This window comes from Xanthomonas sp. NCPPB 2866 (genome assembly GCF_041475745.2).
GTDB classification, from domain to species: domain Bacteria; phylum Pseudomonadota; class Gammaproteobacteria; order Xanthomonadales; family Xanthomonadaceae; genus Xanthomonas; species Xanthomonas arboricola.
In genome coordinates this window covers 2889698-2908282 of record NZ_CM192975.1, presented here as the reverse complement: position 1 = coordinate 2908282, position 18585 = coordinate 2889698, and the positions used below count along the sequence as shown (strand labels likewise).

General features: G+C 66.2%; 11 protein-coding genes. 9 read left to right on the top strand and 2 right to left on the bottom strand.

Features of this window, described 5'->3' with window-relative positions:
• Nucleotides 1-68 precede the first annotated feature (68 nt).
• The gene (locus ACCQ04_RS12395) at nucleotides 69-1235 is read right to left on the bottom strand and encodes a DUF5694 domain-containing protein (RefSeq protein WP_226427640.1); all 1167 of its coding nucleotides are present in this window, start codon (nucleotides 1233-1235) and stop codon (nucleotides 69-71) included.
• Nucleotides 1236-1514: 279 nt separating this feature from the next.
• On the opposite strand from ACCQ04_RS12395, the gene ACCQ04_RS12390 reads away from it, so the two are divergent.
• From ACCQ04_RS12390 to ACCQ04_RS12375, 4 genes are all read left to right on the top strand, one after another.
• Entirely contained in the window at nucleotides 1515-3872 is a 2358-nt protein-coding gene (locus ACCQ04_RS12390) for a glucosidase family protein (protein ID WP_226427641.1), read from the top strand.
• A gap of 59 nt (nucleotides 3873-3931) precedes the next feature.
• The gene (locus ACCQ04_RS12385; protein WP_226427642.1) at nucleotides 3932-6292 is read left to right on the top strand and encodes a S9 family peptidase; all 2361 of its coding nucleotides are present in this window, start codon (nucleotides 3932-3934) and stop codon (nucleotides 6290-6292) included.
• A 603-nt stretch (nucleotides 6293-6895) separates the two neighbouring features.
• The gene (locus ACCQ04_RS12380) at nucleotides 6896-9793 is read left to right on the top strand and encodes a TonB-dependent receptor domain-containing protein (RefSeq protein WP_226427643.1); all 2898 of its coding nucleotides are present in this window, start codon (nucleotides 6896-6898) and stop codon (nucleotides 9791-9793) included.
• A 148-nt stretch (nucleotides 9794-9941) separates the two neighbouring features.
• Nucleotides 9942-12317 carry a glycoside hydrolase family 127 protein gene (locus ACCQ04_RS12375; RefSeq protein ID WP_226427644.1) on the top strand — a complete coding sequence of 792 codons (2376 nt, stop codon included), beginning with the start codon at nucleotides 9942-9944 and terminating at the stop codon, nucleotides 12315-12317.
• Between the two features lie 154 nt (nucleotides 12318-12471).
• On the opposite strand, the gene htpG is transcribed toward ACCQ04_RS12375, so the two are convergent.
• On the bottom strand, nucleotides 12472-14376 hold the full coding sequence (htpG, locus tag ACCQ04_RS12370) for a molecular chaperone HtpG (RefSeq protein ID WP_104552592.1): 1905 nt from the start codon (nucleotides 14374-14376) through the stop codon (nucleotides 12472-12474).
• Nucleotides 14377-14547: 171 nt separating this feature from the next.
• On the opposite strand from htpG, the gene rsmD reads away from it, so the two are divergent.
• From rsmD to ggt, 5 genes are all read left to right on the top strand, one after another.
• Nucleotides 14548-15237, top strand: coding sequence for a 16S rRNA (guanine(966)-N(2))-methyltransferase RsmD (rsmD, locus tag ACCQ04_RS12365; RefSeq protein ID WP_180970553.1), 690 nt, complete (start codon nucleotides 14548-14550; stop codon nucleotides 15235-15237).
• Nucleotides 15234-15740 (top strand): pantetheine-phosphate adenylyltransferase, encoded by a 507-nt coding sequence (gene coaD, locus ACCQ04_RS12360; protein WP_016903280.1) that lies wholly within the window; start codon nucleotides 15234-15236, stop codon nucleotides 15738-15740. The genes rsmD and coaD overlap by 4 nt, the downstream gene beginning before the upstream one ends.
• A gap of 47 nt (nucleotides 15741-15787) precedes the next feature.
• Nucleotides 15788-16285, top strand: a complete 498-nt coding sequence (locus tag ACCQ04_RS12355; protein ID WP_039516474.1) for a hypothetical protein — start codon at nucleotides 15788-15790, stop codon at nucleotides 16283-16285.
• Between the two features lie 231 nt (nucleotides 16286-16516).
• The gene (locus tag ACCQ04_RS12350) at nucleotides 16517-16801 is read left to right on the top strand and encodes a YfhL family 4Fe-4S dicluster ferredoxin (protein WP_003489796.1); all 285 of its coding nucleotides are present in this window, start codon (nucleotides 16517-16519) and stop codon (nucleotides 16799-16801) included.
• On the top strand, nucleotides 16798-18576 hold the full coding sequence (ggt, locus tag ACCQ04_RS12345) for a gamma-glutamyltransferase (RefSeq protein WP_054593027.1): 1779 nt from the start codon (nucleotides 16798-16800) through the stop codon (nucleotides 18574-18576). The genes ACCQ04_RS12350 and ggt overlap by 4 nt, the downstream gene beginning before the upstream one ends.
• Nucleotides 18577-18585 lie beyond the last annotated feature (9 nt).

Sequence of the window (18585 nt, the reverse complement as noted above, 5' to 3'; positions counted from 1 at the left end):
GCGGCGAGGGCACCGCGCTTTCGACTGACTCGCGTTTGGCCTGGAGCGTCATGCTGACGGCGTTGTACTCACGGCCCGTCACTGCCCAACACCTGCGCCGCATCCACGATATCCACGCCCTGCAGCTGTCCCAACCAGTTGTCGAACCAGGGCTTGTGCATGGCACCGACCACTGCCAGAACCTTCGCACCGGGTTGGTCGGCAAAGCTGGCGCGTACATTGGACACCATGCGCAGGTTGCGGATCTCCCAGCCGGATACATAGCGATAGCCGTAGCGCTGCGGCGAGCCCTCGCTCAGTGCGGCGCGAAAATCCACCGCGATGGCCAGCTGCTGGCTGGCCGGCAGGTTGATCGCGCGATAGAGCTCCAGCAACTTGCCTTGACTTGCCAGCTGGTCCTCGCGCTCACGCATGGCGCGCGCCCGCGGCGCGGCCTTGTCCCAGGCGGCCTGGATCGCCTTGCCGTACGCCGCCGGGTCGGCCACGTCCACGTTGTCGCCGGTGTGATCGTCGGCCGGATGGACGCGCTGCAGGCCAAGGCGTGCCGCCAACCGTGCGGCGATCTGGTAACTCTCGTTGGGGCGCTGTTCCATGCTGCGCAGTCGCGCGACCAGCGCCGCATCCAGGCCATCGCCGCTGCGCTGTTCGGCTCGCGCAAGCTGCAGCCATTGCACCAGCGCAGATGGTGGCTCGCCCGAGGCCAGAAACAGCGCAGCCAGGTGACGACGCTGTGCCGGTGTGGGCGCACTGGGCAAGCTGCGGAGCGCTGCACGGACCTGGCCGAGAGCGGTGGGAACGTCCAGCCCGGTGGCACGCGCCGCCTCGCTGGTGTCAGGGCAATAGGTCGTGGTGTCCTCGGGCAGATAGACGGCAGGATGGCGCCGCATCAGGTCGCAGGTTTCGCCCGCCAGGTCCTCTGTGGTGATGATGGTGGGCGCGTACGCGGCCAGCCGGTCCATCAATGGTTGCAGGCGTGCTGCACCGATATCGCTGCCCTTGGGCAACTGCGACAGATGCACGCTGCCAAGCACCAGCACCTGGGTGCGTGGGGCGGCCATCTCGGCATCCACCTGCGATAGATCCACCTGCGCCTGCGCGATGCAGGGCACGATCAAGGCCAGCCACAGCCAGCGATGCGCCGGACGTTTCAGCCGCCTGGCAGACGCGCTGCCGGCATCGAAAAACCACGCTGCGGCGCGGGCACTGTGCGCAATGCGCGATGGGGATGGCTGCATGACGTTCCTTGTGGGTGGGCTTGGGTTGCGTTGCGGTCTGGCGACGGTGCCGCCTGCGTCTGTGCAGCCAGTGTGGCCGCCACCGCAGATACCGGCGTGGCCAGAAAGTCACGTGGCTAAATGGCAGGGGGCGGCAACTGGGCGCTGCGCCGTTGCTGCGATGGCAGCGCAGCAACAGCTGCTTGTGTGCGGATTTCCGCATACGTGCCAGACAGCTGCCACAAGACGCAAGCCGCGCCGTCGCGCAGGATGTGGATGAGATCAACCGAGGGCGCGACGATGGACCGCAGAAGCTTTTTGCGTCAGGGCATGGCGGCAACCGCGGCGGTGGGCGCAGGTGCCGCGCTCGCGCTGCCGGGCACGTCGCACACCCCGGCGCCGTTGCCGCCACCGGCGCTGCCGCGTCTTGAGGCGCTGCCATCGGCCGCGCATGTGGGCAGCAAGCTGTGCAGTTTTGAACACCTGCAGCAGCAGTGGACCGTCTACGAGCATCTCGACAACCCGCAGGGCCAGCTGACGCTATGGACCGACAGCGGCATGCTGCGCCTGGACAAACGTACCGAGCCGGCCTACCCGGCCGAGGGCAAGCCGTACTTCGGGATGTCGCTGGCCGAGGTGGCGATGGCCGAGGCAGATCTGCTCGCCGACCGCCTGCTGCGCGATGGCGACCCGGACGAGGCGCAGGTGCGCGATGTCGCGCCGCCGCCGGCCTCGTTGCTCGACCCCAACGACAATGGCGGGCGCTGGCCGTGGACCACCTTCGTCGGCACGCGCGAAAGCCTGGACACCATGCCGATCCTGCCCAACGGCCGCAGTCGCACCTCGCGGCCGGAACACGCCTTCGCCGAGTTGGGCGAAGAGGCGTTGATCAAACGGCGCGAAGAAGGCCTGCTGGGTGGCTGGATGCCGGCGGTACGCAAGGTGATGCGGCGCGAGGGCGAGGCCGATAGCTGGTACGACGTGCTGGTGTTCGCCGATGTGGGTGCCAGTGATCGCTTCGTGGTGCAGACCTGGCATCGCACGATGCACGTACGCGGCGGCGAGATCGTCGGCGTGCACTACACCCACAGCTATCCCGCGTTTGCACCGTCGCGCAAGCCGGCCACCGCCGAGCAGTTCTACGCGGGGTTGATCGATTTCGCCGCGTACTGGCAGCAGGCCCTGGACGGCACGGTGCAGGCGCAGCTGCCCGATGCCAGCTGGAACGACATGGCGCAGTTCGCGTTCGCGCGCGAGCTGGTGGTGCGGCCCGGTGGCGATTATCCGAAGTACGGCGCGGTGGAACGCGACTACTACGGCAACGAGTACGACGGTTTCCAGGACACCTTTACCAGCTCGTTCTACGCCAACCTGGAATGGGGCCGCTTCGCGCAGGCCGCTGCGGTACTGGACAACTACTTCGACGACTTCGTGCAGGACGATGGCCTGCCGAACATGCGCGGGCCGGAGGTCGGGCAGTTCGGGCTGACCCTGTCGCTGCTGGCGCGCTATCTACGCTACACCGGCGATGCGGCGCGGCTGCGCCGCCTGCTGCCCAAGATCGCCGCCACCGCGCAGCTGCTGTGCGAGCTGCACGACCAGGCGCTGGCATTACCGCACAACGCGCATGGCCATGGCCTGCTGCACGGCTGGAACGAATCCGATGCCTGCCTGTTCCCCGACCCGTCGCTGTGGTGGAAACCGTACTACGCCAACAGCGCGCTGACGATACGCGGCTGGGAAGACATCGCCCAGGTCTGGAGCACGCTCGGTGGCGATGCCGGTCTGGCCACGCAATGGCAGCATCGCGCCAGGCAGTTGCGCGCACGGCTGGAGGCCAGTCTGCGTGCCAACGTGCGCCGCGAGCTGTCGCCGCCGTATATCGGCCCGTTGCCGGGCACCAAACTGACGTTTCGCCAATCGCTGCTGCAGGAAAAGCCCAGCGAGCAGCAATGGCCGCACCGCGCGTATGCGGAATTGCTGCAGGCCGATGTGCTGCCCGACGACCTGGCCAACCTGGTGATCGATTGCCTGCGCGGCCATGGCGGCACCAGCATCGGCGTGGTGGCCAACATCGCGCCGCCGGAGCCGGGCAGCCGCGATTTGCTCGGCTTCATTTCTTACGGCTATGCGCAACAGCTGCTGCGGCTGGATCGCATCGAAGAGTATCTGTTGTTCGTCTATGCGCACCGCTACCAGGTGCATACCCGCGGCAGCTGGACCGCCGGCGAGGTCAGCGGCATCACCGGTGGCATGCCGCTGTTCTGCATCCCTGCGCAGATGACCATCCCGTTGCTGCTGCGCTGGATGCTGGTCAGCGACGACAGCGCAGGCGAGCAGTTGTTCCTTGCGCGTGCGCTGCCGCGCGCATGGCTGGGCAGTGGCGCCGCGATCGGCATCACCGCAGCGCCCACACGCTGGGGCAAGCTCACGCTGACCTTGCGCGCCGACGTGGCGGCACGCCGCATCGATGCCGAGGTGCAACTGCCGGAACGGTCACCCAGGCACACCTGGCTGAGCCTGCGTGCGCCCAAGGGTAAGAAGCTCACCCGCGTGCTCGTCGACGGCAAGCCGGCGCGTGCGCAGGGCCCGCATGCCGATCGTGTGGCATTGCCCGCCAGCACAGCGGCGGTGAAGGTGCAGGCCTGGTACGGGTGATGGCCCATTGGTGCGATGACCGTGCCAGCCATGACCACACCATCTCCGCGGATAAACGCATGAAGCCACTGCTGCATCACACCCAGACCTCCAGGCAGCGTAGCGTTGCAGTATGGTGCCTGAGCATCGCACTCTGGACGCTCTCGGCAAGCACAGCGGCTGCATCCGTAGCAACCACGCCCGTGCCCACGCCCACACCGGCGCAGTATGCGCAGGCGATCGGTCTGGCCGATCACTATGCGTCGCTGGTCGACAGGCAACCGACGGCGCCGGTATGGATCGATGCAGGGCATTTCGTGTATCGGCGTGGCGTGGTACGTGCCGATCAGGCGCCGGCCATCGAGTACCGCCTGGTGGATGCGGCCAGCGGTCGCAACACGCTGGCCTTCGATCATGCGCGGCTGGCGGCGGCACTGACGCAGGCCGGTGCGCAAGCCATCGACGCCACGCAACTGCAGCTGGAGGAACCCACCCTGGACCGGCAGCGCCTGGGCTTTCAGCTGGCGAAGCTGGGCTGGCAGTGCGATCTGGCCCGCTATCGCTGCGCGCACGTGCCCGAACGCGACGTGCAGGCCGAGTCGATGGACATGCGCCTGCCGCTCAAGCAGGGCGAGCGGCAGGCCAAGCTATCGCCGGATGGCCGCTGGCGCGCCTGGGTGGAGCAGGCCAATCTGGTGATCGCGCCGGTCGGTGGTGGCGAGCGCAGCGTGCTCAGCCGCGATGGCAGTGCCGACGATTACTACGCACTCGACAGCGTGGTGTGGTCGCCGGACTCGCAGCATCTGGCTGCGTATCGGGTCAAGGCGCCGCCGCCGCGCATGGTCTATTACATCGAATCGGCGCCGGCCGATCAGCTGCAGCCGAAGTTGCACCAGCAGGTCTATCCCAAGCCCGGCGATGCCTTGCCGGTGATGCAGCCGGTGTTGTTCGACATCGCCACGCGCGCCGCGCATCCGGTGGCGATGACGTTGCTGCCCAATGCCTTCAGCCTGAGCGAGATGGTCTGGTGGAAGGACAGCCGCGCGCTCACCTTCGAATACAACGCGCGCGGGCACCAGCTGTATCGGGTGATTGAAGTTGACGCACGCACGGCTGACGCGCGCACCCTGATCGAAGAGACCTCGCCCACCTTCATCGAATACTCCGAACTCAGCGGAACGCACGAGGACGGCGGCAAGCATGCGCGGCGCGATCTGGCCGACGGCGCGCAGATCCTGTGGGCCTCCGAGCGCGATGGCTGGGAGCACGTGTATCTGTACGACGGCCACAGCGGTGCGGTGATCCGCCAGGTCACGCAGGGCGACTGGGTGGTGCGCAAGCTCGACTACCTCGACGAGGCCGCAGGCCAGCTGTATTTCACCGCCTCCGGCATGCAGCCCGGCGAGGACCCGTACTACCGCCATGCCTATCGCATCGGTCTGGACGGCACCGGGCTCACTGCATTGACGCCGGCGGCCGCCGATCACCAGGTGAGTTATTCGCCGGACGGCAAATGGTATCTGGATCTGTACTCGCGCGTGGACCTGGGCCCGGTGCTGGAGCTGCGGCGCAGCGCCGACGGCAGCCTGGCACGCACGGTAGAGCGCACCGACCTGAGCCGTCTGCAGGCCGCCGGCTGGCAGCCACCGTTGCCGTTCCACACCACCGGCCGCGATGGCAAGACCGAGATCTGGGGCGTGATCCAGCGCCCAATGCAGATGCAGCCACAGCAGCGTTACCGAGTGATCGAATACATCTACGCAGGGCCGCAGGGGTCCTTCGTGCCCAAGACGTTCACCACCCGCATGTCAGCGCTGACCGCACTGGGATTTGCGGTCGCGCAGATCGATGGCATGGGCACCAACAATCGCTCGCGCGCCTTCCACGATGTGGCCTGGCGCAACCTCAAGGATGCGGGCCTGCCGGATCGCATCGCCTGGCACAAGGCCGCTGCCGCACGGTACCCGTGGTACGCCACCGACGGCGGCGTCGGTGTGTACGGCACCTCGGCCGGTGGCCAGAACGCCTTGGGTGCGCTGCTGTTCCATCCGGAATTCTATGTGGCAGGCGTGGCCAATTCCGGTTGCCACGACAACCGCATGGACAAGATCTGGTGGAACGAGCAATGGATGGGCTGGCCGGTCGGGCCGTGGTACGCCGAATCGTCGAACGTGGAAAACGCCGCGCGCCTGCAAGGACACCTGCTGCTGGTCACCGGCGACATGGACATGAATGTCGATCCGGCCAGCACCTTGCAGGTGGCCGATCGGCTGATCAAGGCGGGCAAGGATTTCGACCTGCTGGTGGTGCCCGGCGGCGATCACGGCGCCGGTGGCGACTACGGCAAGCGCCGCCTGCTGGATTTCTTCCTGCGCTGGATGCAGCAAGCGCCAACGCCGGACTGGAACCACGACCAGGCTGCGACGACGCAGGCGCCGTGATCCGTGAGGCCGGTCTGCCGGCCGACCGTTTGACTGCAGTGCCTAGACCACGGCCGCTGAAACATGGCGGGCAGGGCAGTGCATGCTGATTGCCGTCACCGCGCTGCTGCATGCATGCGCAGTGCTCGATTTCTAGATCGACTGTCATCTTTTAGATCGACTGTCATCGCACATGGTTGCAGGCGATACATCGCCTCGGGTGTCCCGTCCATCGCCTTAGGCGTGGTGTCCAGCTGCAGACGTTGCTGCAGAGTGCAACGTCAAGGCAGGCTGGTTCATTTGCGAACCATGCAGTTTTCCGCATGCGCTGTCGTCAAATGCGACAAGACGTGGCGCGTGCGCACAGGCACATTGTGACCAGCTGATGAAACTGGAGCGCATGGGCGCCTCCGGTGCGGAACCGACACCCTTTTTGACAACACGCGCTGCTGCGTGACCCTGTGTGGTCGTGCGCGTCGCAGGTTGTCTGCATGTCTGCAGCACAGCGCTGGCGAGAAGTTTCGCTGCGTGCGCGTCTGCCATCCATCTTGCCCTGCGCTGGCGTCTGCCGGCACGGGTGTGTGTTGCCCATCGTTTGTCCGCCATACGAATCAGGAGCCTTGCATGCCGATGCCGCTGTTGCCTTTCTCCCGGACCTCCGGCACGCCCACGCGCCCGGTGCCGAGCATGCTCAGCGCCGCGTTGCTGCTGGCGCTGTCTGCAGGCGTCAGCGCACCGGTGTCTGCGCAGCAGGCCGGCAGCAGCGGTGATGCGCCGCAAACGCTGGACAGCGTGGTCGTCACCGGCTCGCGTCTGCGCCGCGTGGATACCGAAACCGCCAACCCGGTGGTCACGGTCAGCCAGGAACAGATCGCCGCGACCGGCAAGGCCACGGTGGGCGATCTGCTGCAGGAGCTGCCGTCGATCGCCGGCAACGCCACCAATCCGTATACCAACAACGGCGGCGGCACCGGTGCCTCGGCCATTTCGCTGCGCGGTTTGGGCGACAAGCGCACCTTGGTGCTGGTCAACGGTATTCGACTGGCCTACAACGACGTCAACGCCATTCCGTCCAGCATGATCGAGCGCATCGAAGTGCTTAGCGACGGTGCCTCCGCGGTGTATGGCTCCGATGCCATCGGCGGCGTGGTCAATTTCATCCTGCGCAGCCAGTTCGATGGCGTGCAGTTCAGCAGCGACTTTGGCACCAGCAGCGAAGGCGACGGCAACCGGCGCAACTTCACCCTGACCACCGGCAAGACCTGGGAGCGTGGCAGCCTGATCGGCGGCCTGTCGTACCACAACATCGATCCGGTCTCGGCAGCGGCGCGCGACTATTCCAGGGACGCGCTTGCGTTGACCAACGGGCAACCGGTGAAGCAGGGTTCGTCCGCAACGCCCACCGGCACCGTGAATTTCAACGATGGCTCGGGTCAGTCCACGCAGCTTGCGCAAGCCAACGGCTGCGGGCGCGTCACCCTCAACAGCGGCGTGAGCGGTCGCGCCGGCGCGGGCGATTTCCACTGTTACAACGCCAGCGCCGACTCCTACAACTACCAGCCGTTCAACCTGTTGCAGACCCCGCAGAAGCGCACCAATGCGTTTTTGCTGGGCACCTATCGCTTCACTGACAACGTCGAGGGCTACGTCAACACCTGGTTCAGTAAAACCGAATCCGCCTCGATCATTGCGCCGATCCCGATCTTCGCCAACGGTGACAACATCCTGGTGTCGTCGCAGAGTTACTACAACCCGTTCGGCGTGAACTTCGGCACCGATCGCAGCACCGGCACCTCGTACAACGACCTCAACACGCGCGCCACCGTGCTGGGCAATCGCAGCTATCAATACAACACCTACAACTTCCAGATCAGCCCCGGCTTGCGCGGCCGCTTCGGCGACAGTTCCTGGCAGTGGGATGCCACCTTCAACTACGGCAAGGTCAAACAGAAGTCGATCAATAACGGCTTTCTCGACTATGCCGCGTTCAATCAGGCCATCGGCCCCTCGTTCCTGGACGGCGATGGCGTGGTCAAGTGCGGCAGCGCGGGCGCGGCGATCGCCGGCTGCACACCGCTGAACTTCTTCAACCTCAATGACAGCGCCAACCTGTCCGCGCTGCAGGGCATGGTGGTCAACCCCATCGTGACCAGCGTCTACACGGTCAAGCAATTCGAGGCCAATGCCAACGGTTCGCTGTTCGAACTGCCGGCCGGCACGGTCAGCCTGGCGACCGGTGTCTCCTATCGCAAGGAGCGTTCGACCACCGCCTCCGACCCGCTATGGACCGGCGATGAAGACGGCCTGTGCGGGGTGATCGAATTCTGTTCGTCCACGTTGGCCGGCAGTTTCGACGTCAAGGAGGCCTATGCCGAAGCGTTGTTTCCGCTGCTGAAGGATCTGCCCGGCATCAACGCCTTGAACATCACGCTGGGCACGCGCTTTTCCGACTTCAGCTCGGTCGGCAGCAAGACCAACAGCAAGATCTCGCTTGAATATCGCCCGATCGAGAACCTGCTGATCCGCGGCACGGTGTCGGAGGTGTTCCGCGCGCCCAACATCAACGAGCTGTACGCCGGCGTGGCCGGCGATGCGGCCACCGTCAACGACCCGTGCAATGGCTACACCGGTGGCAATAGTGTGGCCTGCGCCAATGTGCCCACCGACGGCAGCTACCAGCAATCCGATGGCCAGGTGTCGGGCAAGGTGTCCGGCGCAGCAGTGGCCGGGTACCAGCTCAAGCCGGAAACCGGCAAGTCCTACGACGTGGGACTGGTGTACGACCCGCAGTGGATCGATGGGCTGTCGCTGAGCGCGGACTGGTGGCGCATCGATCTGGAAGACACCATCACCACGGTGTCGGCGCAGACCGTGCTCAATCAATGCTTCGCCAACCCGGCCAGCTCCTTCTGCGCGTTGATCCATCGCAACGGCAACGGCACCATCAATTACATCGCCGAACCCACCGTCAACCTGGGCAAGCTGTGGGCCAAGGGCATGGACTTCAACCTGACCTACCGCGCGCCGCCCACCGCGTGGGGCAATCTTAGCGCCGGGCTCAACGGCACCTATCTCACCCGTTACGACGTGCTGCCCGATACCACCGACCCCAGCTCGGTCACCATCCACAACGTCGGCCGCTACACCCAGGCCTACGGCAACTTCCCGCGCTGGCGTGCGCTGGGCACGGTGAACTGGGCATTGGACGACTGGAGCGCCACCTGGCGCATCCGTTATGTGGGGCACACCGCCATCGGCAATTCGGATCCGGACCAGAGCCTGTCGGCCGATTCCAGCGAGCCGATGGTGGTGCGCAAGATCGGCGCCTACGTCTACAACAACCTGCAGCTGGGCTACAACGTCGAACCGTGGCACACGCGCTTCGAAGTGGGCGTGGACAATATCGCCAACAAACAGCCGCCGTTGTATTACTCCAACAACGTCGGTAACGCCAATACCGATGTGGCCACCTACGATCTGCTCGGTCGGTTCTATTGGGCGCGTGCCACGGTGAAGTTCTGATCGGGCCGGTGTGTCGCGGTGGCGTGCGGCCAGATGCCATCGGTCGTGGGCGTCATGCGTATGCACGCGCGTGTTGTCGCGATTGCATAGGCGGTTGTTGCAACGGCGCGCGCGGTCTGTGCGCGCCGACAGGAGCTAAGCTGAGCCCATGACCGAGACGTATCCGATCGAGTTGCCCAACGACCACGCGCCGAGCCTGTCGCGGCGCCGTTTTCTGGCCTGGAGCAGCCTGGCGGTTGCGGCGGGTTTGCTGCGCTTTCCGGCGCAGGCCAGCGCCGCACAACCCGGCAGCGTCCGCGCAGTGCCGCTGGCGCAGGTGCGGCTCACGCCGTCGTTGTTCCTGGACGCGCTGCACACCAACCGTCGTTACCTGATGCGGCTGGAGCCCGACCGGCTGTTGCATAATTTCGTGCTGTACGCCGGCCTCGATCCCAAGGCGCCTGCATACGGTGGCTGGGAGGCGGACACCATCGCCGGGCATACGCTCGGTCACTATCTCAGCGCATTGGCACTGATGCATGCGCAGACCGGCGATGCGCAATGCCGCACGCGCGCCGGGTACCTGGTCGCAGAGCTGGCACGCTGCCAGGCGCATGCAGGCGATGGCTATGTGGCTGGCTTCACCCGAAAGAATGCAGCAGGGAAGATCGAAAGCGGGCGCGCGGTGTTCGATGAACTCAGGCGCGGCAAGATCGACCCGGCGCCGTTCTACCTCAACGGCAGCTGGGCACCGCTGTACACCTGGCACAAGTTGTTTGCCGGCCTGCTCGACGTGCACGCGCATTGCGACAATGCGCAGGCGCTGCAGGTGGCGGTGGGCCTGGCCGGCTATCTGCAAGGCATCTTCGCCGCGCTCGACGCCGCGCAGCTGCAGAAGGTGCTGTCGTGCGAATTCGGTGGCCTCAACGAATCCTTCGTCGAGCTGCATGTGCGGACCGGCGATGCGCAATGGCTGGCACTGGCGCAGCGCCTGCACCATTACGCCGTGCTCGATCCCTTGGTCGCCCAGCGCGACGAACTGGTGCACCAGCATTCCAATACCAACATCCCCAAGCTGATCGGCCTGGCACGCGAGTACGAGGTCACCGGCGATGCCGCCTCGGGCGCGGCCGCGCGCTTCTTCTGGCACACCGTCACCGACCACCACACCTACGTTATCGGCGGCAATGGCGACCGCGAGTACTTCCAGCAGCCGGACAGCATTTCGAAGTTTGTCACCGAGCAGACCTGCGAGCACTGCGCCAGCTACAACATGCTCAAGCTCACCCGGCACCTGTACCAATGGGGCCCGCAGGCCGAGTTCTTCGATTACTACGAGCGCACGCTGCTCAACCACGTGTTGGCGCAGCAGCATCCGCGCACCGGCATGTTCACTTACATGACACCGATGCTGGCCGGCGAAGCGCGCGCCTGGTCGTCGCCGTTCGACGATTTCTGGTGCTGTGTCGGCAGCGGCATGGAGGCGCATGCCCAGTTCGGCGATTCCATCTACTGGCAGGACGGACAGGGCGTTTACGTCAATCTCTACGTGCCCTCCAGCGTGCGCGATGCCGCCGGGCTGGACATGACCCTGCGCAGCACGATGCCGGAGCAGGGCAGCGCCTCCCTACGCATCGACGCCGCGCCGGCCGAGCAACGCATGCTCGCACTACGCGTGCCTGGCTGGGCGCAGTCGCCGAGGCTGCAGCTCAACGGCCAGCCGGTCGATGCCACCGTCAACGAGGGCTACCTGCGCATCGCCCGCGTCTGGCGGGCGGGCGACACGCTCACGCTGTCGTTCGAGATGCCGCTGCGCCTGGAAGCCACGCCGGACGACCCGGCCTGGGTCTCGGTGCTGCGCGGGCCGCTGGTGCTGGCGGCCGACCTGGGCGCTGCCGCAAAACCCTGGTCGGGCAAGACCCCGGCGTTGATCGGCGGCGATGAGGTCTTGCAGCGCCTGCAGCCGGTGGCAGGCCAGACCGCGTTCGACTACCGCCACGGCGACCAGCTGTGGCGCTTCTCGCCGTTCTATGCACAGTTCGATCGCCGCAGCGCGCCCTACCTGGAGCATCGCGACGCCGCCGCATGGCAGCAGCATCAAGCCGAACAGGCCGCAGCAGACGCGAAACAACAGGCGCTGGACACGCGCGCACTGGACCGCATTGCCCTGGGCGATGAAGCCTCTGAAAAAGCCCACGGCCTGCACAGCGAAAGCTCCTACGCACTGAGCTACCGCCGCCGTGCCGGCCGCGACGCCCGCACCGGCGGCTTCATCGCCTTCACCCTGCGCAACACCGTGAAGGCCCGCATCCTGCGCCTACGCTACTGGGGCGACGAAACCCGCCGCCGCTTCCGCATCCTCGCCGACGGCGAACTCATCGCCAACGAACGCCTGGACGGCAACCGCGGCCTGGACTTCGTCGACGTGGATTACGCCTTGCCTGCAGCGGTCGCCGGCCGCGCCATCCTGCAGATCCGTATTGAACCGGAAACTGGCTATTCGGCCGGACCGGCATTCGGATGCTGGGTGTTGGAGTCGGCGTGAATGCTGTCGCAGTAGATCGTCGATGACGTTGCCCGCGCCCTGATCGTAGCGCGCACGATGCGCGCAGGCACCGGGCGTGCCCGACAGAAGAGAGACGCAAAAAAAGACCGGCGCAAGCGCCGGTCTTGGTGTGTCACAAAAGGTGTCGCAAGGCTTACGCCGACAACTCCAACAACAACTTGTTCAACCGCTTCACATACCCGGCCGGGTCCTTGAGGCTGTCGCCCGCTGCCAATGCAGCCTGGTCGAACAGCACCCGGCTCAAATCGCCAAACCTGTCCATATCCTGTTCCGCATCCAGCTTTTCGATCAGCGGGTGGGCCGGGTTGAATTCGAATACCGGCTTGGACTCCGGCACGGCCTGGCCGCTGGCTTCCAGCAGCTGACGCATCTGCAGGCCCAAGTCGCCCTGGCCGATGGCCAGGATTGCCGGGGAATCGGTCAGGCGGTGCGAGACGCGCACTTCGGCCACGTCGTCGCCCAGGGCGGCCTTGATGCGCGAGGCCAGGCCTTCCTTGGATTTGGCGACTTCTTCCTGCGCCTTCTTGTCTTCTTCCGAATCCAGCTTGCCCAGGTCCAGGTCGCCGCGTGCCACGTCCACGAACGACTTGCCGTCGAACTCGGTGAGATAGCTCATCAGCCACTCGTCGATGCGGTCGGTGAGCAGCAGCACTTCGATGCCTTTCTTGCGGAAGACTTCCAGGTGCGGGCTGTCCTTGATCTGCGCGTAGCTTTCGCCGGTGAGGTAGTACAGCTTGTCCTGGCCCTCGGCCAGACGACCCACGTAATCGGCCAGGCCCACGCTCTGCGCGCCGGTGGTGTCATGCGTGGAGGAGAAGCGCAGCAGGCCGGCGATCTTTTCGCGGTTGGCGTAATCCTCGGCCGGGCCTTCCTTCAGCGCCTGGCCGAAGTTGCGCCAGAACGTTGCATAGTCGTCCGGCTTGTCCTTGGCCAGCTTCTCCAGCATGTCCAGCGAGCGCTTGGTCAGCGCCGACTTCATCGAGTCGACCACCGGGCCGGACTGCAGGATCTCGCGCGACACATTGAGCGACAGGTCGGACGAATCCACCACGCCCTTGATGAAACGCAGGTACAGCGGCAGGAACTGCTCGGCCTGGTCCATGATGAAAACGCGCTGCACGTACAGCTTCAGGCCCTTCGCCGAATCGCGGTGATACAGGTCGAACGGGGCGCGGCCGGGCACGAACAGCAGCGAGGTGTATTCCAGCTTGCCTTCGACCTTGTTGTGGCTCCACGCCAGCGGGTTGCCGGCATCATGCGCGACGTGCTTGTAGAACTCCTGGTATTCCTCGTCCTTGATCTCGGACTTGGGCCGCGTCCACAGCGCGCTGGCGCGGTTGACCGCTTCCCACTCCGGCTCGGCGGGCGCGTCGGCCTGTTCGCCGTGGTGCTCCTTGCGCATCTCGATCGGCAGGCCGATGTGGTCGGAGTATTTCTTGAGGATGCCGCGCAGCGTCCAGCCGTCGGCAAAGCTGTCTTCGCCGTCCTTCAGGTGCAGCACGATGCGGGTGCCGCGCTCGGGCTTGTCGACGCTGGCGACCTCGAACTCGCCTTCGCCACGCGAAGACCAGTGCACGCCCTCGTTGGCGGGCAGGCCGGCGCGACGCGAGTACACGTCGACCTGGTCGGCGACGATAAAGGCGCTGTAGAAGCCCACGCCGAACTGGCCGATCAGGTTGGCGTCCTTCTTTTGGTCGCCGCTGAGGTGCTTGAGGAAGTCGGCGGTGCCGGACTTGGCGATGGTGCCCAGATGCGAGACCGCATCCTCGCGGCTCATGCCGATGCCGTTGTCGTCGATGGTGACGGTGCGCGCGTCCTTGTCGTAGTCCACGCGGATGCGCAGCTCGCCGCCGCCTTCCAGCAGCTCCGGCTTCACCAGTGCCTCGAAACGCAGCTTGTCGGCGGCGTCGGCGGCATTGGAGACCAGCTCGCGCAGGAAGATTTCCTTGTTCGAGTACAACGAGTGGATCATCAGCTGCAGCAGCTGCTTGACCTCGGTCTGGAAGCCAAGCGTCTGCTTGTCGGTATCAACGGTCATTGGGGTCGTGCTCCATGGTGGCCCAGGCCGCAACGCGGCCGATGGCCTGGGGGATGAGGCCGCGTGGGGATTTTTCAAGGCGGGCGTGCGCCAGATGGCCTGCGTCCATGGCGATCGGGGAGGGTGGTTGCGGCGATCGCGGCGGTATCATGGCCGGCCAACCCGTCTGCCTTGAGTCATGTCGCCATTTGCGCTGCCGCCGTCCTGCACCCGTTCGCCCGCACCCGGCGTGTTGCGATGAGCCGCCCCGCACGGCCGGCGCCACGCGGCGCGGAAGGGCAGGTGCGCATCGTCGGCGGGCGCTGGCGCAACACCAAGCTGGCGGTGCCGGACCTGCCCGGCCTGCGCCCGAGCAGCGACCGCGTCCGCGAGACGGTATTCAACTGGCTGATGCCGCGCCTGCCCGGCGCGCGTGTGCTGGACCTGTTTGCCGGGTCGGGTGCGCTGGGCCTGGAGGCGGTGTCGCGCGGCGCCGCGCACGCGACCCTGATCGAGCGCGACCCTGGCCTGGTGCAGCGCTTGCGCCAGCACGTGACCAGGCTGGATGCGGCCGATCAGGTGCAGGTGCTGCAGGAGGATGCGCTGCGCTGGCTGGAACGTGCGCCGGTGGCGCAGGCCAGCATCGCGTTCGTCGACCCGCCGTTTGCCGCCGGGCTGTGGCCCAGCGTGCTGGAACGCCTGCCCGCGCACCTGAGCGCCGACGCCTGGCTGTACCTGGAAGGCCCGGCCGAGGTCCCGCCGCAGGTGCCGGCCGGCTGGCATCTGCACCGCGAAGGCGCCACCCAGCAGGTGCGCTATGCGCTGTACCGCCGGGCCGCTGCTACACTGAACGGCGATCCGACCCCGGTAGTTTCCGTATGAGCGTGGCCAATAGCCGCACCGCCGTCTATCCCGGTACCTTCGACCCGATCACCAACGGGCATATCGATCTGGTGAACCGTGCCGCGCCGTTGTTCGAGCGCGTGGTGGTCGGCGTGGCCTACAGCCCCTCCAAGGGCCCGGCCCTGCCGCTGGAGCGCCGCGTGGAGCTGGCCCAGGAAGCACTGGCCGCGCACGCCAATGTGGAAGTGCGCGGCTTCGACACGCTGCTGGCCCACTTCGTGCGCGACATGGGCGCCGGGGTGCTGTTGCGCGGCCTGCGCGCGGTGTCCGACTTCGAATACGAATTCCAGATGGCCAGCATGAACCGCCATCTGATCCCGGAGGTGGAGACGCTGTTCCTTACCCCGGCCGAGCAATACAGCTTCATCTCGTCCTCGCTGGTGCGCGAAATCGCGCGGCTGGGCGGGGACGTGTCCGGTTTCGTTCCGGCTTCGGTCGTCGAAGCCTTGCGGCAGGTGCGCGAGTCCCGCGCGCAGGCCTGATTCTCTAGCAGTCACATCACCATATGCTTTTCAAAGGGAGGAGTTTCATGAAACACACAATGCGCGCGCTGGTGCTCGCTTCGGTCGCTGCTCTGGCCGTCACCGCCTGCAAGAAGGAAGAGCCGGCACCGACCGCCGCCGCCGCTCCGGCTGCGCTGACCGCGCCGGCCAAGGACGACAACGCCGGCTGGAAGAAGTACCTGCAGGAAGTGGTCGGCCAGAACCTGGGCACCACCACCAACAGCCCGTTCCTGTATTACTTGCCGCCGGAGTCCGATGCCGAGTTCGCCGGCAGCTACGAGCGTCAGCTGGAAAGCGTCAAGACCGCACTCGCGCGTGGCGTGCAGCCGGGCAACATGCTGGCCTTCGGTTCGTCCGCCTCGACCAAGATGGCCGACCTGATCGACGCCGCGTTCAAGGACGTGCCGGCCGATTCGATGAAGGGTGTGCGCGTGCTGTTCATCGGCAATGCGGCCGAGAATGCGCGGGTGCAGGGTATCGTCCAGCCCAAGGGCGTGGAATACACCTTCGTTGAAGCCAAGTAATGCCGTACCAGGCCGGAGGCGCGGGAGGGCGCGTCCGGCCGCCGTGCGGGATCGCAGCATGCTGCTGATCCCACACGCCGTCGGCGCCGGTCCGCTCGGACCGGTTGCCGGCCACATGCATGGCGTTGTCTGTGCACCGCGCTACGCCCCGTGCGTCCGCTTCCAGCAGTACGTTGCGTTCCAGCGCCTGGCGTTGCATCGCGCTGCGCCGCATCGCATGGTGGTGCCGATATGTCGCTGAAGATCAACGAGCTCTGCGTCAACTGCGATGTCTGCGAGCCGGCGTGCCCGAACCAGGCCATCTCGATGGGCGAAACCATCTACGTGATCGACCCGGCACGTTGCACCGAGTGCGTGGGCCATTTCGACGAAGCGCAATGCGTGGTGGTGTGCCCGGTCGAATGCATCGACCCGGATCCGGCAATACCGGAAACCCACGATCAACTGCTCGCCAAGCTCATGCAGCTGCAGCGCGACCACCCCGAACTGTACGAACAGGAGCCTCCCGCCCCGTGAGCATCTTTTCCCGACGTTTCTCTTCGCGCGGCCTGTTGCTGCTGGCCCTGGTGCTGGCACCGCCGGCCTGGGCTGCCGATGGCGCCAAGCCTGCAGCAGCCACGACCTCCCCGGTGGCGGGGCACCCGCCCGGTGCGGCGATTGCCAGCGGTCATGCGCTGGCCACCGATGCCGGCCTGCAGATCCTGCGCGAGGGCGGCAATGCGTTCGATGCGGCGATCGCGGTGTCGTCCACGCTGGCGGTGGTCGAGCCGATCAGCTCGGGGCTGGGTGGCGGCGGCTTCTTCCTGCTGCACGATGCCAAGACCGGCAAGGACGTGATGCTGGACGCGCGCGAGACCGCGCCCGAGTCGGCCAGCGAGGCGCAGTTCCTCGACAAGCAGGGCGCGCTGGACCGCGACCGCTCGGTCAACGGTCCCTGGTCGGCCGGTATTCCCGGGCTGCCGGCAGCGCTGGTGGAACTGGCCACCAAGCACGGCCGGCTGCCGCTGAAGCAGTCGCTGGCGCCGTCGATCCGCATCGCCAGCGAAGGCTTCCCGGTGTATGCGCGCATGGCCAAGGGCTATGCCTCGCGGCGCGAGGTGATGGAGCGTTATCCCGGCACGCGTGAGGTATATCTGCGCGGCGGCAAGCCGATTGCCGAAGGCGACATCTTCAAGCAGCCCGAGCTGGCGCATACCCTGCAGCTGCTCGGCGACAAGGGCTTCGATGGTTTCTACAAGGGCGAAACTGCCAAGAAACTGCTGGCCGGCGTCAAGCAGGCCGGCGGGCAGTGGAAGGCCGCCGAGCTGTCCGGGTACCGGGTCAAGCAGCGCACGCCGATCCAGTTCGATTACCGCGGCTGGAAGATCACCACCGCGCCGCCACCATCCTCCGGTGGGATCGCACTTGCCGCCATGCTGCAGATCCTGGAAGGCTGGGAGCTGGACACGCTCGACGATGCGCACCGTACCCATCTGGTGGTGGAAGCGATGCGCCGCGCCTACCGCGACCGTACCTTCTTCCTGGGCGACCCGGACTTTGTCGCCGTGCCGCAGCGCGTGCTGACCAGCAAGGATTACGCACAAGGCCTGCGCGCCACGATCAACCCGGACAAGGCCACGCCCAGCGACCTGCTGTCGGGCAACCCGACCCCGCTGGAAGACGACGAGACCACGCACTTTTCCATCATCGATGGCGAAGGCAACCGCGTCGGCGCCACCCAGACCGTCAACCTGCTGTACGGCTCGGGCCTGATCCCCAAGGGCACCGGCGTGCTGCTCAACGACGAGATGGACGACTTCGCGCTCAAGCCGGGCACGCCCAATGCCTTCGGCGTGATGGGCTACGCGGCCAACGCGCCCAAGCCGGGCAAGCGCATGCTCAGCTCGATGACGCCGACCTTCATGGAATCGGCCGACAAGGTCGCGGTGATCGGCACGCCGGGTGGCAGCCGCATCATCACCATGGTGCTGCTCGGCATCCTGGGCTACGACGCCGGCCTGGACGCGCAGCAGGTCAGCGCCTTGCCGCGCTATCACCACCAGTGGCTGCCGGACGTGATCGAGGCCGAGAGCAACGCGTTCTCGCCACAGACCGCCAAGGCGCTGCAGGCGATGGGTCACGCGCTCAAGCTGCCGGGCGATACCGCCGAGGGCGGCCGCGGTTCCAGCCACGTCTGGGGCAACCTGCAAACGGTGGAATGGGACAAGCGCAGCAACGTGCTCACCGGCGGGAGCGACCCGCGCAACCCGGTGGGCAAGGCGCAGGTGCAACTGGATGCGGCGGCGCGCTGACGGCTAACT

Coding starts and splice junctions, on each gene's coding strand:
- ACCQ04_RS12395 (WP_226427640.1), bottom strand. CDS start 1,235: ATGCAGCCATCCCCATCGCGCATTGCGCACAGTGCCCGCGCCGCAGCG.
- ACCQ04_RS12380 (WP_226427643.1), top strand. CDS start 6,896: ATGCCGATGCCGCTGTTGCCTTTCTCCCGGACCTCCGGCACGCCCACG.
- ACCQ04_RS12350 (WP_003489796.1), top strand. CDS start 16,517: ATGTCGCTGAAGATCAACGAGCTCTGCGTCAACTGCGATGTCTGCGAG.
- ACCQ04_RS12385 (WP_226427642.1), top strand. CDS start 3,932: ATGAAGCCACTGCTGCATCACACCCAGACCTCCAGGCAGCGTAGCGTT.
- ACCQ04_RS12390 (WP_226427641.1), top strand. CDS start 1,515: ATGGACCGCAGAAGCTTTTTGCGTCAGGGCATGGCGGCAACCGCGGCG.
- ACCQ04_RS12355 (WP_039516474.1), top strand. CDS start 15,788: ATGAAACACACAATGCGCGCGCTGGTGCTCGCTTCGGTCGCTGCTCTG.
- coaD (WP_016903280.1), top strand. CDS start 15,234: ATGAGCGTGGCCAATAGCCGCACCGCCGTCTATCCCGGTACCTTCGAC.
- htpG (WP_104552592.1), bottom strand. CDS start 14,376: ATGACCGTTGATACCGACAAGCAGACGCTTGGCTTCCAGACCGAGGTC.
- ACCQ04_RS12375 (WP_226427644.1), top strand. CDS start 9,942: ATGACCGAGACGTATCCGATCGAGTTGCCCAACGACCACGCGCCGAGC.